The sequence below is a fragment of the Chroococcidiopsis sp. TS-821 genome (genome assembly GCF_002939305.1).
Lineage (GTDB): Bacteria > Cyanobacteriota > Cyanobacteriia > Cyanobacteriales > Chroococcidiopsidaceae > Chroogloeocystis.
The window spans coordinates 239086-254672 of record NZ_MVDI01000004.1; the positions used below are offsets into that span (position 1 = coordinate 239086).

At 38.9% G+C, this 15587-nt stretch carries 11 protein-coding genes; 10 read left to right on the plus strand and 1 reads right to left on the minus strand.

Annotation, left to right across the window (positions count from 1 at the left end):
* Positions 1–2: 2 nt before the first annotated feature.
* The 8 genes from B1A85_RS14030 (at position 3) to B1A85_RS14065 (ending at position 10292) form a co-directional block, all read left to right on the plus strand.
* Entirely contained in the window at positions 3–1337 is a 1335-nt protein-coding gene (locus tag B1A85_RS14030) for a hypothetical protein (protein ID WP_146087182.1), read from the plus strand.
* Position 1338: 1 nt separating this feature from the next.
* Positions 1339–2448, plus strand: coding sequence for a glycosyltransferase family 1 protein (locus tag B1A85_RS14035; protein ID WP_104547527.1), 1110 nt, complete (start codon positions 1339–1341; stop codon positions 2446–2448).
* Positions 2445–3605, plus strand: coding sequence for a glycosyltransferase (locus tag B1A85_RS14040; protein ID WP_104547528.1), 1161 nt, complete (start codon positions 2445–2447; stop codon positions 3603–3605). The genes B1A85_RS14035 and B1A85_RS14040 overlap by 4 nt, the downstream gene beginning before the upstream one ends.
* A gap of 61 nt (positions 3606–3666) precedes the next feature.
* Positions 3667–4794 (plus strand): glycosyltransferase family 4 protein, encoded by a 1128-nt coding sequence (locus tag B1A85_RS14045; protein ID WP_104547529.1) that lies wholly within the window; start codon positions 3667–3669, stop codon positions 4792–4794.
* Positions 4791–5360 (plus strand): DapH/DapD/GlmU-related protein, encoded by a 570-nt coding sequence (locus B1A85_RS14050; protein ID WP_104547530.1) that lies wholly within the window; start codon positions 4791–4793, stop codon positions 5358–5360. Before B1A85_RS14045 ends, B1A85_RS14050 begins: the two co-directional genes overlap by 4 nt.
* Positions 5361–5417: 57 nt before the next feature.
* Positions 5418–6323: a glycosyltransferase family 2 protein gene (locus B1A85_RS14055; protein ID WP_104547531.1), complete on the plus strand. Its 906-nt coding sequence runs from the start codon at positions 5418–5420 to the stop codon at positions 6321–6323.
* 239 nt (positions 6324–6562) lie between these two features.
* Positions 6563–8476: a hypothetical protein gene (locus B1A85_RS14060; protein WP_104547532.1), complete on the plus strand. Its 1914-nt coding sequence runs from the start codon at positions 6563–6565 to the stop codon at positions 8474–8476.
* Between the two features lie 529 nt (positions 8477–9005).
* Positions 9006–10292, plus strand: coding sequence for a glycosyltransferase WbuB (locus B1A85_RS14065; protein ID WP_210404445.1), 1287 nt, complete (start codon positions 9006–9008; stop codon positions 10290–10292).
* A gap of 267 nt (positions 10293–10559) precedes the next feature.
* Here the strand turns inward: B1A85_RS14065 and B1A85_RS14070 are convergent, their stop codons facing one another.
* Entirely contained in the window at positions 10560–11972 is a 1413-nt protein-coding gene (locus tag B1A85_RS14070; RefSeq protein ID WP_104547533.1) for an NB-ARC domain-containing protein, read from the minus strand.
* Between the two features lie 1106 nt (positions 11973–13078).
* On the opposite strand from B1A85_RS14070, the gene B1A85_RS14075 reads away from it, so the two are divergent.
* The gene (locus B1A85_RS14075; protein ID WP_371681668.1) at positions 13079–14449 is read left to right on the plus strand and encodes a MurT ligase domain-containing protein; all 1371 of its coding nucleotides are present in this window, start codon (positions 13079–13081) and stop codon (positions 14447–14449) included.
* Between the two features lie 64 nt (positions 14450–14513).
* Positions 14514–15317 (plus strand): type 1 glutamine amidotransferase, encoded by an 804-nt coding sequence (locus tag B1A85_RS14080; RefSeq protein WP_104547534.1) that lies wholly within the window; start codon positions 14514–14516, stop codon positions 15315–15317.
* The last annotated feature ends 270 nt before the right edge of the window (positions 15318–15587 follow it).

Consider the following 15587-nt stretch of genomic DNA (forward strand, 5'->3'; position numbering starts at 1 on the left):
AAATGGCTAGCAGTGTTAATTTTTATCCCAAAATCAATTCAGACACTAAAAGCATTCAAATTTTAGTTTGGTTGTATTTTTGGTTACTTATATTTGAAGGCGCTTTAAGAAAGTGGATAGTCCCTCAATTGTCTACACCTTTACTAATCATTAGAGATCCAGTTCTGATAGGAGTTTATTTTCTTGCGCTCCGACAAGGGCTTTTCAAAAAAAATATTTTTATAAAAATTATTATTTTTATTGCTTTTATTACATTTTTAGGAGGGTTACTTACAGTTATAACTTCCGGTAGCAATTTATTTGCAACTCTCTATGGAGTCAGGACAAATTTTCTTCACTTACCATTAATCTTTTTAATGGCTAAAGTCTTTAACAAAGACGACTCACTTAAAATTGGTAAATGGATATTACTATTATCTCTGCCAATGGCAGTGTTAATGGTTTTTCAATTCAACGCCCCACCAGATGCTTTTATTAATAGAACTGCTGGAATGGGAGAAGGACAGCAACTGAGCTCAGCAATGGGAAGAATTCGCCCTCCAGGCACTTTCTCTTTTATTACTGGAGTTGCTCAATATTTTGCGCTTGTTGCCGCTTTTCTTTTCTATGGATTATTTGAAAGAAAAGTATATTCTAATTTATTACTTACTCTTGCTGGATTTGGCTTAGTTATTGGCTTAGCTGTGTCAGGTAGTCGCATAGCAGTTGCAGCAGTAGGAGTTGTGCTTTTATTTTTATTAGCTATTTTAATAATTAAGCCTCGCTTAGCTGCAAAATCCTACCAGTTTTTCCTCATAGCTGGTGTAATAGCTGTTAGTTTAAACTTTATTCCTATTTTCAGTGAAGGTATTGAAGTTCTAAGTTCAAGAGCTGAAATAGCTGGAGCACATGAGGCTAAAACTGGTGGTTTTATGGCTAGGTTTTTGAGGAGCTTCTTAAAACCATTTGAAAATATTGAACAAATTCCCTTACTCGGACACGGGCTAGGTATGGGAACAAATGTAGGAGCAGTTTTATCAACTGGAAAATTACAGTTTCTCTTAGCAGAAGGAGAATGGGAAAGGATAGTTCTTGAAAGTGGATTATTTTTAGGTTTACTGTATATTATGTTAAGGATATTAATTGCTTTTTGGCTTGGTAAAGTTTGTATTGAAAGTGTCTATACTAATAACAATATTTTACCCTTACTGATTTTTGGAAGCTGCATCATTGATATTTTAATAGGACAATTTGGAACGCCATCAACCTTAGGTTTTGCTGTATTCGGAGGCGGTTTGTGTTTAGCAGCTTGTCGCGATCCTTTGTCAAAAAGAATGGCGAAAGAATCTAAAAACTAAAATGAAAATTTTATTAATTGGTAACTATTTACCCGATTGTCAAGAAAGTATGCAGCGGTTTGCAGATATGTTGCATACTGGTTTGATCCAACTAAATTATGAAGTACGCCTGCTTAAACCACAGCCTTTTTTTGGGAAACTAAAAGTATCTAATCAAGGATTAAGTAAATGGTTGGGCTATGTAGATAAGTTTGTGTTGTTTCCTCAAACAATACAGCAAGCAATAACGTGGGCAGATATTGTCCACATCTGCGATCACTCCAATTCAATTTATACGAAGTACTTACAGCGCGTACCACACGTAGTAACTTGTCATGACTTATTAGCAGTTCGCTCTGCGCTTGGTGAAATTAAAGAAAACCCCACAAAGTGGAGTGGTAGGAAATTACAGCAGATGATTCTAAGAGGACTTGAGCGATCGCAGCGGATAGTTTGCGTTTCTCAACAAACAAAAAAAGATTTGTTACGTATAACTTCTATTGAGCCGAGTACTATTTCTGTGATCTACGATGGTCTAAACTATCCATACGCCCCTGTACCCAAGGTCGAGATGTTTGCGCGTTGTCAGGCGCTGGGTATTGATATCAATTTCCCATTTTTGTTGCATGTTGGCGGAAACCATTGGTATAAAAACCGCTTAGGTGTTTTAGCAGTATTTCACCATCTCAAGCAACATAACTCAAATATATTTTTAGTTATGGTTGGCAAGCCCTTTACTTGGGAAATGCAGCAATTTATTCAAGAGCGAGGTTTAGAAACTCACGTCAAAGAATTAGTGGCAATAGAAAATAACGACTTACGAGCACTATATTCGGCGGCGACAGCTTTACTATTTCCTTCACTACAAGAGGGTTTTGGTTGGCCAATAGCTGAAGCGCAAGCATGTGGTTGTCCTGTAATCACCTCGAATCGTCCACCAATGACAGAAGTCGCTGGTAATGCAGCAATTTATATTGATCCAGAAAATCCCAAAGCAGCAGCTCAGGAGATAGCTCAACACCTACCAACTATATCAAAACTCAAGCAAGCCGGATTCGTTAATGTACAACGATTTGCACCACAAAAAATGCTTGAGTCTTACATTGATGTTTATCAGGAGATTTGCAAGTGAAAATTCTGCAAATCATATCGTCCGTAGAGCCTAGCGGCGGGGGACCAGTAGAGGCGATCGCCCAACTCGGTCAAGTTTTCTTGCATCAAGGACACGCGGTCGAAGTTGCTTGTCTCGATCCGCCAGATGCACCTTGGTTGAAGACGTTTCCTTTAAAAGTTCACGCTTTAGGACCAGGAATAACAGGCTATGGCTATTCGCCAAATTTTGTACCGTGGTTAAAACACAATGCTGGTAATTATGATTGTGCGATCGCCAACGGTATTTGGCAATATTCAAGCTTTGGTACGTGGTTAGCCCTACAGAAAACAAGCACGCCTTACTATGTCTTTACCCACGGAATGCTCGATCCCTGGTTTAAGCGTACCTATCCACTCAAACATCTCAAAAAATGGTTTTACTGGCCTTGGGCAGAATACAAAGTTCTGCGCGATGCACAAGCTGTATTATTCACTTGTGAAGAAGAACGCATTCTAGCTCGCCAATCGTTTTGGTTATACAAATGTCGCGAGATAGTTGTTAACTTTGGTACTGCTGCGCCTGAAGGAAATCCTCTAACCCAGCGCCAATTTTTTCTTAATCGGTTTCCCCAGCTACGCGGTAAACGTTTATTATTGTTTCTGAGTAGAATTCACGTCAAAAAGGGCTGCGATCTTCTCATTAAATCTTTTGCCAAAGTAGCCCACTTAGATAATTCACTACATTTAGTCATTGCAGGTCCCGATCAAACAGGCTGGCAATCCGAATTACAAAAAATAGCTGAAACTCTAGGTATACAACAAAAAATCACCTGGACAGGAATGCTCTCAGGAGATCTAAAATGGGGAGCCTTCTATGCATCTGAGGTTCTCGTACTTCCTTCCCACCAAGAAAACTTTGGCATTGTTGTTGCAGAAGCATTAGCTTGTGGTGTTCCAGTGCTAATTTCTAACAAAGTTAACATCTGGCGAGAAGTAGTTACAGAAGGCGCGGGCTTAGCTGCAAATGACGATTTAGAAGGTACTACTCAGCTACTTCAGGATTGGTTAGCCCTGTCACCAAACCAACAGCAAGTAATGCAGCAAAATGCGCAAAGATGCTTTCTCAAGCATTTTGAAGTCAACCAGTCTGCACAATCACTGATAAAAATCTGGAAGAGTCAAGGTACTCAACGGTGAGAAAACTCAATTTTTCACTTAGAGAAGTTATAAACGATACTAATATGGAGAATAATTAGTTATGCGAATCACCATTGTCCAAGGAGCTTTTTTACCAGTTCCTCCGCTCATGGGCGGTGCAGTGGAAAAAGTTTGGTTTGCGCTAGGTAAAGAATTTGCCCAAAGAGGACATCAAGTCACTCATATTTCACGTTGTTATGAAAATCTACCTCAAGACGAAATAATCGATGGCGTACGCTATTTACGCGTCGCAGGATTTGATACTCCTAAATCAATAACAACTTTAAAGTTTTTCGATTTCATCTATTCTTTACGAGTACTAAAAATTTTACCAAAAGCTGATATTTTAGTAACAAATACTTTTTGGTTACCAATTTTATCAAGAAATCTAGCACATGGTCTAGTTTACGTTCATGTAGCCCGCTACCCTAAAGGTCAAATGAAACTTTACAAGCACGTTGCACGACTACAAACTGTTTCAAGTCCAATTGCTGAAGCTATCAAACAAGAAGCTCCACAAAGTATTTCAAAGGTTCGTGTTATTCCTTACCCGCGACAAGAAAATATTGGTATTCATCAGCAGCAACCTTTAAATAAGCAAGAAAAAAATATTTTATATGTTGGAAGAATTCATCCAGAAAAAGGAATAGAAATCTTAATTCATGCTTTTCAAAAACTTGTTAGTTTTGGTTGTCATGACTGGAAATTAGTTGTTGTTGGTCCTTGGGAGACCAAACTAGGAGGAGGTGGCAATACCTATTATCAACATTTAAGAAACCAGGCTCAAGCGCTAGGTGATAAGATAGAATGGGTTGGTTCAGTTTTTGACCCTCTAAAATTACAGTCTTATTATCGTCAAGCGAAATTATTTGTTTATCCCTCACTTGCTGAGCGAGGAGAGACATTTGGTTTGGCAGCTCTAGAAGCAATGTCTCATGAATGTGCTACTCTTGTTTCTAATTTAAAGTGTTTTCAAGATTATATTACAGACGGTAAAACAGGATTCATTTTTGACCATCAGTCTAAAGATCCAGTGGCAACATTAGCTGAAAAGATAAAAATGCTAATTAGTTCACAAAGCCAACTTGAAAAGATAGGTCATAACGGTTATAAAAAATCTTTAGAATATACTCTCCCTCGCATAGCTGACCTTTATCTTTCTGACTTTACATCCTTAATTCAAGTATGACTACCACAGATATTAAAGTACATCAACAAACTTCTCCTTATAATTCACCTTGGTCTTTCTCAGAGCGAGTTGGTCTACTAATTTGGCATATTTGTTGGACACTTTTTTGTAGTTGGACTCCTAAACCCTTAAATTCATGGAGATTATTATGGTTACGTCTATTTGGATGTAAAATCTCTGGAAAACCTTTTGTTCATCAGCGGGCAAGAATTCAAATACCTTGGAATCTGAGTTTAGGCGATCGCGCTTGTCTTGGAGATAGAGCTAATGCTTATTCGTTAGGCTTAATCGAGATTAAAAATGCAGCTACCGTAGCTCAAGAAGCTTACCTTTGTACAGGAACTCATGATTTTTCCAAGCCAAATTTACCACTAGTAACTGCAAAAATAATCATTGAAGAAGATGCTTTTATTGGTGCTCGTGCTTTTATTATGCCTGGCATAAAAATCGGTAAAAAAGTAGTTGTTGGTGCTTGTTCTGTTGTGACAAAAGACCTTCCAGAGAACACAATTTGTGTAGGACAGCCATGTCAACCAATAAAGTATAGACCAACAAATGATAGTTAATGATTCTATTCGTCTAGCTGGCGAATTATTTAAATAGACTATATATCTAAGAAATATATGAAAAAGCAAATTGTATTAAATAATATCGTGCAAGCAAAGCATGAATATTCAAAATTAGTAATCATTATTTTAACATTTAACTCAGAAAATTCAATTGGTGAAGTAGTAAATTCGTGTTACGAAATTGCTTCTAAGATTTTAGTAGTAGATTCTTATAGCTCTGACAATACAGTTGAAATTGCCAAAGATTTAGGTTGTGAAGTAGTACAACATGAATTTGAGAACTATTCTAAGCAAAGAAATTGGGCACAATCCTATGCATCATTATCTCCAGAAGAGTGGGTATTACACATAGATAGTGACGAGGTTGTATCTCCAGAATTAGCTAGTAGCATCCGTACAGTTATGAGTAGTCCCGATAAAGAATATGACGGATATTTAGTACGCAGACTCTCTTACTTTTTGGGTCATCCCATTAGATTTGGACATATTAATCCTAGTTGGCACTTAAGACTGTATAAAGCAGGAAAAGGAATTTGTGAAGATAGGCTTTACGACCAACATTTTATAGTTCCTGGTAAGACTGGTAAGTTACAAGGAATGCTTTTAGATTTACAGTTAACCACGATTGAAAAATGGACAGCCTCACATAATAAGTGGTCAAGTGCTGAGGCTTTAGAATTTATCTATTCTCGTAATGTTGATAAAACTCAGACACTTCCTGCTTCATTGCAGGGAGATTTAAGGATGCAAAAAAGATGGTTGAAGAATAACCTATACTATCGCAGCCCTGTTTTATTAAGAGCATTTGCGTTCTTTATTTATAGTTATTTTCTCCGCTTAGGATTCCTAGATGGAAAAGTAGGATTAATTTATCATGTATTACAAGCATTCTGGTTTAGGTTTTTGACAGACGCTAAAATTGTTGAGAGGCAAATGTCTATATCTAAAAAAGACAATTAAATTTCAGCAAAATAATTCATAAGTGTATCTACTGAAATAAGATTGAAGAAAATATCAAATAGTTTTGATTTTTAAGTAGAACTACAGTTACACAGACTTGCTTATAATTATTAAGCTTGGCTGACAAAGTCAAGTTCTTAATTTTGTGTTCTATTGCTTGCATGGATGTTATGGCGATCGCTTGTATTGCCAAACCTTGAATAGAACATAAATCTTAAATTGTTAGTTTCTAAAAGCACATGTCTGTTTCTCGTCGTCAAATTATTAAGTTAGCTAGTAGTTTTGTTGCTGGAGCAGCCGTTTTTGGTGTACAAAAAAGAGGAACTGCGATTGATTTACAAAGCTGGCAGCGCAAGGCGATTGCAAAAAGACCTATGCAATCTCACAATAAATGGGTTGAAAAAATTCTTAATAGTGACGGCACGATAAACTGGCAGATGTACACTTATGTTGCCAATAATTACAATCGTCGCGACATAATCGACTATAGGCTTGGTCCCGACTATAACTTTTATCACTCTAGTTCGGAAAACATACCTAAACTATGGGGAGCAACTAACGACGGTTTTATTGGTAACTGCAGCACTGTCAAAGCTGGTAGTAGTATCGGTAATAGCGACTGGTTTGCTATGTCCGGTCAGTTAATATTTTCGCCAGATTCTACTGCCCCAAGCGAATACCAGCCAGGAGTAATGCGGGCACGAAATGGTTCGATTTATCTTTTTGCTGGTGCCAGCCCTGAATATTGCTTTGATATGCGCGTTCAATGGACTCCTGATGCTGGTAATTATTACAACACTAACCCAGATGTGGCTGTGCAACAGCAATCGTGGAAAAAAGCTTCTGGTGGTAGTGTACCCGCACCGCCCATTGCCACAGTCCGGACAAAAGCATCAGCTGGGGTAACTGGCTTTTTACTTTTTACAAATGGATTAATCGGTGCCACTGGTACAGGCAATGATGGATATATCGGTTGCTGTAGTAATCCCTTGCCATATCCATTTGTCAGGTTACCTAAAGGTAAAGTACCAACATCTGGAGCGATTACACCCAATAATGAATTTTTACTTGTGACCGTTTGGGATACGGTTAATCGTAAAGGTCAAGTTGCTGTTATTGCCATCAAAGGTTTTGTTGTCACGTCTAATAATTTATATCTTTGGGGATTCCCTAACTGGCCTACGATCGAGAAGATGAAGATCCTTGGTTACGTAGACTTGCCCTTTGCTGCCCCAACAGCAATTCAAACCTCCATAGATATGCCGAGTAATTCCGGTCGCGGTCACGGCGATAACTACTTTATGGATCTGAACTCTCAAGCCGAGCGCGATACCTGGTACAACTGGAGTGGTAGCTTCTACAAAAAAACTGCACGCTGCGGTTACGCAGTGGTCATTTCGCGTGCAGAAAATCGAGCAGCTTTTATAGACTTACAACCGCTATTGCAGTACTACCGCAAAATGTACTTTACCACTCAAGCAAACTACGACCAGACGAAGAATGAAGGTGCGGCTTTTGATCGATGGCCTTACACATTCTCGCACGCACCTGAGCAAAAACCAAAAGTGGTCTCAACAATTGTTGTGAACAAACCGACTGCAGTTGCTGCAGGGTTACCTTGGTGTACCATGTACTGGCGCGATCGCAACCATGTTTTTCAGGAAAATGCTTACATTGCAACAATGGATGGTGAGTTGCGTATTTACAAAGTAGGCAATCTCATGACTACTGCTCCTGCGGGTACCATTGGTCAGCCTTTTAAGATTGTAAAAATTGGCAAAAACCCAACTAACATTGACTATGGTCGGGGTGGGGAAGTTGGTAACGACCTGTTTGTGAACTGTCGAGGAGACAAAACCATTTACTATCTATATTACGACGGTAGAATTCATGCCCGCCTCCGCGATGCTCGATTGCAAGACCCAGTATATGTTGCCGTATCGAGTAATGGTCGGGATAAATACAATAGTCCAATTTTATCAATTATGGATTTTCGCGGAAAACAGGTAGTGAACTATCGGTATCAAAATGATGTACCTGAAGCACTTCGCACTCCAGTAGGCAATCCTCCTGGTACTTCTGTCTTTGAATATGGCTATGCAACGCCTTTACCTGGTCAACCCTTTATGTTTACTTCGGCAGAGGTAATTTGACACTAAGGACTGTTAATAGTTAATAGTCAAGGCATTAAATTTTAACTGAATTGTAGGAGTTACTCAGCGATCCCACACCACCGCGTGTGGGATTTTTAGTTAAGTTTTTTTAAATTAGTCATAGAAATAGATCTCTGATGCGCAGAGAAAGTCTTGGATGACTAACATCTGATCTTCCTATGATCTAATAATGAGATTGCCTACTTGTATAAATTAGTAAAGCAAAATAAGCTTTTTAACAGTTGAAAACTACTCCTTCTGTACAGTTATTTAGCGATCGCTACTACACAAGTCTTTATAGTTTGCGCTTGATAAATAATTGCTCAAAGCAGAACGTCGCAGAACGGCTTAAGCATCACCTACCCATAACGAAAAAGCTTGCCTTGAGAACATTTTGGACATCCATGTGCAGCCGACCAATCACTTTTAGTTACGCACAGCAACTTTATTCGCCATCAACATAAGACGATGAGCTAGGCAGAAACCTCTGCGTTGATTTATGCAAATTTTCACAAATTGACGAAAATCTATGATGCGTATACTTATATACGGACTTAACTATACCCCTGAATTGACCGGTGTTGGAAAATATACAGGAGAGATGGCGGAGTGGCTTGCAGCGCAAGGACATGAAGTTCGAGTGGTGACAGCATTACCTTATTATCCAGCATGGCAAATAGACCCCCGTTTTTCCCCTTGGCGTTACTGTACTGAGTCTATTAAAGATGTCAAGGTATGGCGCTGTCCTTTATGGGTTCCGCAAAAACCAACAGGATTGAAAAGAATTTTACATCTAGCCTCTTTTGCGCTCTCCAGTCTTCCTGTTGTTTTGTGGCAAGGATTAACCTGGCAACCTGACATTGTGTTTGTGGTGGAGCCTGCTTTTTTCTGTGTCGTAGGTGCATTGCTTGCTAGTCGTATCAGCGGTGCTAAGGCGTGGCTGCACATTCAAGATTTTGAAATTGATGCAGGCTTCGACTTGGGACTTTTACCATCTTCAGGAATAATTCGCTCCTCGATATCAATCATCGAGCGTTGGCTGACAAATCGCTTCGATCGCGTCTCTACAATCTCTGAACGGATGCTGGAAAGACTCAAGTCTAAAGGAGTGTTCGCACAAAAATGCGTTTATTTTCCTAATTGGGTAGATACAACAAAAATTTATCCTCTACCAAACTCGAGTCTCCTGCGCCAAAAATTGGGGATCGCATCAGATACGTTCGTTGCCTTGTACTCCGGTAGTATGGGAGAAAAGCAAGGGCTAGAAATTTTACTAGCTGCTGCACAACTACTCGCTACTGACTATCCCAATATACTGTTTGTCTTATGCGGCGAAGGCTCTGCTAAAGAGCAACTACAAAAATCGGCAAAAAAATTGCCAAATGTGCGTTTTTTGAATCTACAACCTGTTGATAAACTTAACGATTTATTAAATCTTGCCGACGTTCACTTATTGCCTCAGTTATGTAATGCTGCAGACTTAGTCATGCCTTCCAAACTGCAAGGTATGTGTGCTTCAGGAAGACCAGTAATCGCTACTGTACTTCCAGATACTCAAATTGCTCAAGTTCTACAAAATTGTGGTCTTACAGTTATGCCAGGAGATACTACAGCTTTAACTGAGTCAATCATTTATCTTGCAACACACCCAAAACGATGTCTAGAATTAGGTAAAGCTGCACGTAAGTTTACCATTAATAATTGGCAACAAGCAAAAATTTTGCAACAGCTAGAACAAAAGTTTGATTTGCTATGCTTGACGCCAAAGCTTGAGATCGATGGCGCGCGGCTAGAGCAATCCTTAAAATCTGATTAATTAGTCTACCGTTAAACCTGGAATACGGTTAAGTTCTCATAGACATTCTTCTCAACTTTACAATCAGGGTGATTATGACATACACTACGAGCTGTCGAACTATCGTAAAAAGTCATCGCATTTCTGAATTAGTTGGTAAATACCTTCTATCCAGAAATAATATTGATTGTTAAAATTTTAGCTAAAAATAACTCTAAATATTCTACTGTAGGAAAAAAACATTGAGACTTAAATGATAATTACCCAATTTAAACACCGTATAAACTTTTAACTTTGATTTTTGGTAAAAACCGGTAAATGACTTAAACCTGAAGACACAGTAGCAAATTTAAGTATACTGGATTCATTTTTATAGTGCGTAACTTCCCTAATGTATTCTAAAATCATGTTCGGATGAGTGAAATATAGAGAGTCATTTTTAATGAGCGATCGCCGTTGCAAGGATTGTAAAGCTTCTAATACAACTCTTGTCGATAATCCAGGCAAGTGCTTTTCATCTAGCTTGAGTAAATGCCATTGTTCTTGATAATTTGTTAACCACAGTAGTACTTGCTTTTCGTGGTTTGACAGGCGATTAAACTGCTGTTCTAACAAATCCCAAATTTCACCAAAGACGATTCGACCTTGAGACAAAAACTCAGAAACGCCTTGTTTATATATGGATTGAATTGATGTTGCTGCAATTTTTAAGGCAAGTGGATTACCTGAATAGCAATTACTTAACTTTTGTAATTCTTCATCAGTACAAACCAAACCTTTTGCTTTTAAAACTTCGCAAACTGGCTCCAAAGATAAACCACCCAACTGTAGCGATCGTACTGGTAAACTATAACCTTCTTTGACATTCAAACTACTAGGCATTTCCCTAGTTGTCAGTAACAAGCAGCTTTGATGTTTTTCATCTGCTATTTGTCTTAATAGTTGACCATATCCTTCGTATTTACAGCGATAGTGTCCAGCTTTTTTGCCACTTTCTAATACCGATTCATAGTTATCTAGGATCAGTAAACAACGATGTTGTCTAAAGTAATTCATTAAAGTTGCTAGTAATCCATCTACTGTTTGGGGTAAATTTACTGTTGGCTGTGGCGATAAAAATAAGATAATTTCTGTTAACAGTTCTTTAATAGGTTGAGCATTGCGTATATTGCGCCAAATAAGATACTCAAACTCATTTTGCATCTGTTCCACACAAACTGCAGCTAAAGATGTTTTGCCAATACCTGGCATACCATAAAGCGAGACTAAACGACAGCGATCGCCAATAATCCACTGCTTGATAATACCTATTTCACTGGTACGACCAAAAAAACTAGAAATGTCGATAACTTCTTTCCGATCTTGCTTTTGATGTGTTAAGTGCTGTTGGCAAGTAGCTAAATTTAATTCAGGTAACTGGTTTTCTAACTTTGGATATGTTTTAGTTAATTTGTATTGATTGATAACTCGCTGGAAGTTAGTTTTTGTAATCTTTTGACCAAAAGCTTTTGAAAGCAATTGCCACAGTTTATGCCCGACATCTCTTATGTATCCTAGTTGATATCCAGAGTTTTTGGCAATTTCTTGGTAAGAGCAACCCTCCCAGCATTGACGAAATACAATTTCTTGTACTTTACTTAAACCACCTTGCTGGGTAACTCTGTCGACTATTTCTAATGCTTCTTCTACTGATATTTTCATTGTCTTCAAGGATATTTTTTAAGTTTTCAGTACTTATTTAGTAGAATTTTCTTAACTTAACAAAACTTTACAATTAGGCAGGCTAGACGACAAGCAGTAGTGTTCGCTAGCTTTTGAAGATAAAAGTCTTACATCCTAGCACGTCGCTCCTAATGTAAATTTTCTTACGCAACTAAATATTTATTAACCCAAGTCAATTGATAAACATTTATTTATTATTCAAGTCACTCAAATTCAAATTGCTGAGATTTGAATTTCAATTAAGCTAGATAAAGTCATACAACAATTAAAAAGTATCGCGGTTTATCTATACAGCATATAAGTAAATCCTATAAATTTAATAAAGACATCTTAACTTTACATTTGCTAATCTCTTTCTAGTTTACTTGTACTAAATGCACAAGTACTGCAAAGATAGTTTATTCCTTTGCAACATACTTTTTTTTAAAATGTTATTTTTAGTATGTTTTATATCTTGTCTTTATCACATATATTAATATGTTGTCAAATCTATTATGTTAAAGATTACATCACAAAACCTAAAGAATGTTGTATTACAAAATACGAAAAGTATGATAACTGTAAACAAATAAATAGAAATAAATTTCAATAGAACTTTTCCTATCAATATATACTAAAGTAGTACCTAGTAGCTATTTTCCTAAAAAAACTCTATAGCGCGTTGTTGAAACATTTACAACAGCTAGTAATTTATTATTGACAGTCGACGTTTACCAAATTACACAAAAGATGATTTTTTGACTGGCGATACGATTGCTCTCGAAAGTCAATTTTTCTCAGGATAGGGGAATTTTAGCACTAAACCATATGTTGTTGACTGCAGAACGCAGTGTACTGTTCCCAGGTATTACCAATATATCGTTTTTATATATTTGCTTTGCAGTCGACCGATACATATCCATAGTCAGTTATGAGCTATCCTTAGTAGATATTCCTAACTCAAAAACCTCAACAATTGAGCGAACAATACACAGAAGTTCAACTCTGATGGAAGAGCGTTCGCCGCATAAAGGCAATCAACTATCAGATATCTCAAGAAAGTGCAAAAATATAAGCGCGAGTGAAGTTTAGCTGTGGTTGCTTCTATGGATGTAGTGGGAGAAATGGCAAAAATTCAGATTAAGGATAGACTGCAACTTGGTTTAGCAGTATTAAGCGCAAAGGCAGTTACCTTTGGAGTGCGATCGCTGAAACTTGGTGCAGCAAGTGTCTTACCAGGCGAAATCGCTCGTCGCCTACAACCGCAGCTACTACAATTACTCAGTCGCCAAGTTAAGCAGGGAGTGATTTTGATCGCCGGAACCAACGGTAAAACGACAACATCGCTACTGTTGCGCACAATGCTAGAACGTCAAGGGAAGCGCGTTGCGCACAATGCAACTGGTGCAAATTTAGAAAATGGCTTAATCAGTGCTTTACTTGCAAACACTAATTTGGTAGGTACGCTCGATGTCGATTATGCAATTTTAGAAGTCGATGAAAACGTTGTTCCTAGAGTTTTAGCAGCAATTGAACCGAAGATCATTTTGTGCTTAAACTTATTTCGCGACCAACTCGATCGCTATGGTGAAGTAGACGCGATTAGTCAGCGCTGGAGTAAGGCGATCGCCACGCTACCGCCAGATACAATCATTATTCCGAATGCCGACGATCCAACGCTTTCTTACCTAGGTCAACAACTGCCGCAAAAAGTCCTTTTCTTCGGTTTAAGCGAACCCGAACAGTATCTTGAGGAGATTCCCCACGCTGTAGACTCGATTTACTGTCCTAACTGCGGGCATTCGCTCGATTACAAAGGAGTTTATCTATCGCATTTAGGAGATTTTCACTGTCCCAACTGCGGCTTTCACAAAGCACCTGTTGCAATTAACAGCCAAGAATATCCCCAAATTTTAATTGGATTATATAACAAGTACAACACTTTAGCCGCAGTCTTAGCCGCGCAACAACTTGGCGTTGATGAAGCAACAATCCGCGATACAATCAACAATTTTCAAGCAGCCTTTGGACGCGCCGAAGAATTACACGTTAACGGCAAACACGTACGCATTCTGTTATCTAAGAATCCTGTAGGAATGAACGAAACAATTCGCGCGGTGAACCAAGTACGGCAACAAACGCCCTCCGCACAACTAGCACCAGTGTTGTTCGTACTAAATGATCGCATTCCTGATGGCACAGATGTCTCGTGGATTTGGGATGTCGATACCGAAAAACTCGTCGCCCAAGGCGGAACATTCATTGTGAGCGGCGATCGCGTTTATGACATGGCGCTACGATTGCGCTACTCACAGCCAGAAGATAACAGTCTGCAACTCATCGTCAAGGAAGATTTACGCGAAGCGATCGCAACTGCATTAGAGCATACCCCACGCGATCGAACACTGCACATTCTCCCCACCTACTCAGCAATGCTTGAAGTGCGAGAAATCCTCACAGGGCGTAAGATTCTATAAGTCATTACTATATTTCACCAATTACCCATTACCGATTACCATCCCACAACGTAGCCTGAATTTTATGAACCAAGAACAAATCGAACTGACAATCGGCTGGTTGTATCCCACCTTGATGAGTACTTACGGCGACCGGGGTAACGTGATTTGTCTGCAAAAACGCTGTGAATGGCGTGGATACACAGTTAAAATCTTACCACTAGATGAAAATGCCACAGCCGCAGACTTTCAGCGCGTTGATATCATTGTCGGTGGTGGTGCGCAAGACCGACAACAAGAAATTGTCATGCGCGATTTACAAGGTACGAAAGCCGCAGCACTCCGCGAAAGAATTGATAGTGGAACTCCTGGCGTGTTTACCTGCGGTGCGCCGCAATTACTCGGACACTACTACGAACCTGCACTAGGACAACGAATCGAAGGCTTAGGATTATTTGATTTTGTCTCTGTACATCCTGGTGCAAACGCCCGCCGTTGTATTGGTAATCTCGTTGTCGAAGTCACTGCTCAACGATTAGCACAAGAACTCGCAGCCATTTGCGGTTCCCCTACATACCTAATCGGCTTTGAAAATCACGGGGGACGCACCAAGTTAGGACAAGTCGAACCTTTAGGGCGCGTTGTCCAAGGTTTAGGTAACAACGGCGAAGATGGAACAGAAGGTGCATTTTACCAAAATGCGATCGCTACTTATTCACACGGTCCATTATTGCCCAAAAATCCCTTTGTCGCCGACTGGCTGATTCAAACTGCATTGCGGCAAAAATATCAAGCTCCAATCGTGCTGAAACCTCTCGAAGATCCTTTTGCTACCCAAGCAAGACAAGCAATGTTTCAACGCTTACGTATTAATGTCCCTACTGGATAAGAGTGGTTAGAAATCTCAATGAAAATTTTGGTGACAATATCACAATAATCAAAGGAAAAGTTAGGACGATCGAAAAGCCTAGAAACCTTGCTTTAGCTTTTAGCCCTGACTTCTGCTATACTTTACATTCTTGGGGAAGCGGAAAATAATTTGAGTTAGAGTTGATAAGCTTTATTACCACTTTGCAAAGTTATAAATTGGGTCAACTCAAAACTCTCAAGATGACAATGTACAAAGTGTCACCCTTGCTCCTCTTGCTCATAATTAAAA

Bases quoted from the DNA above. Each gene is read 5' to 3' on its own strand.
- B1A85_RS14075 (WP_371681668.1), top strand. From the start codon at position 13,079: ATGGATGTAGTGGGAGAAATGGCAAAAATTCAGATTAAGGATAGACTG.
- B1A85_RS14050 (WP_104547530.1), top strand. From the start codon at position 4,791: ATGACTACCACAGATATTAAAGTACATCAACAAACTTCTCCTTATAAT.
- B1A85_RS14045 (WP_104547529.1), top strand. From the start codon at position 3,667: ATGCGAATCACCATTGTCCAAGGAGCTTTTTTACCAGTTCCTCCGCTC.
- B1A85_RS14060 (WP_104547532.1), top strand. From the start codon at position 6,563: ATGTCTGTTTCTCGTCGTCAAATTATTAAGTTAGCTAGTAGTTTTGTT.
- B1A85_RS14070 (WP_104547533.1), bottom strand. From the start codon at position 11,972: ATGAAAATATCAGTAGAAGAAGCATTAGAAATAGTCGACAGAGTTACC.
- B1A85_RS14035 (WP_104547527.1), top strand. From the start codon at position 1,339: ATGAAAATTTTATTAATTGGTAACTATTTACCCGATTGTCAAGAAAGT.
- B1A85_RS14030 (WP_146087182.1), top strand. From the start codon at position 3: ATGGCTAGCAGTGTTAATTTTTATCCCAAAATCAATTCAGACACTAAA.
- B1A85_RS14080 (WP_104547534.1), top strand. From the start codon at position 14,514: ATGAACCAAGAACAAATCGAACTGACAATCGGCTGGTTGTATCCCACC.
- B1A85_RS14055 (WP_104547531.1), top strand. From the start codon at position 5,418: ATGAAAAAGCAAATTGTATTAAATAATATCGTGCAAGCAAAGCATGAA.
- B1A85_RS14065 (WP_210404445.1), top strand. From the start codon at position 9,006: ATGATGCGTATACTTATATACGGACTTAACTATACCCCTGAATTGACC.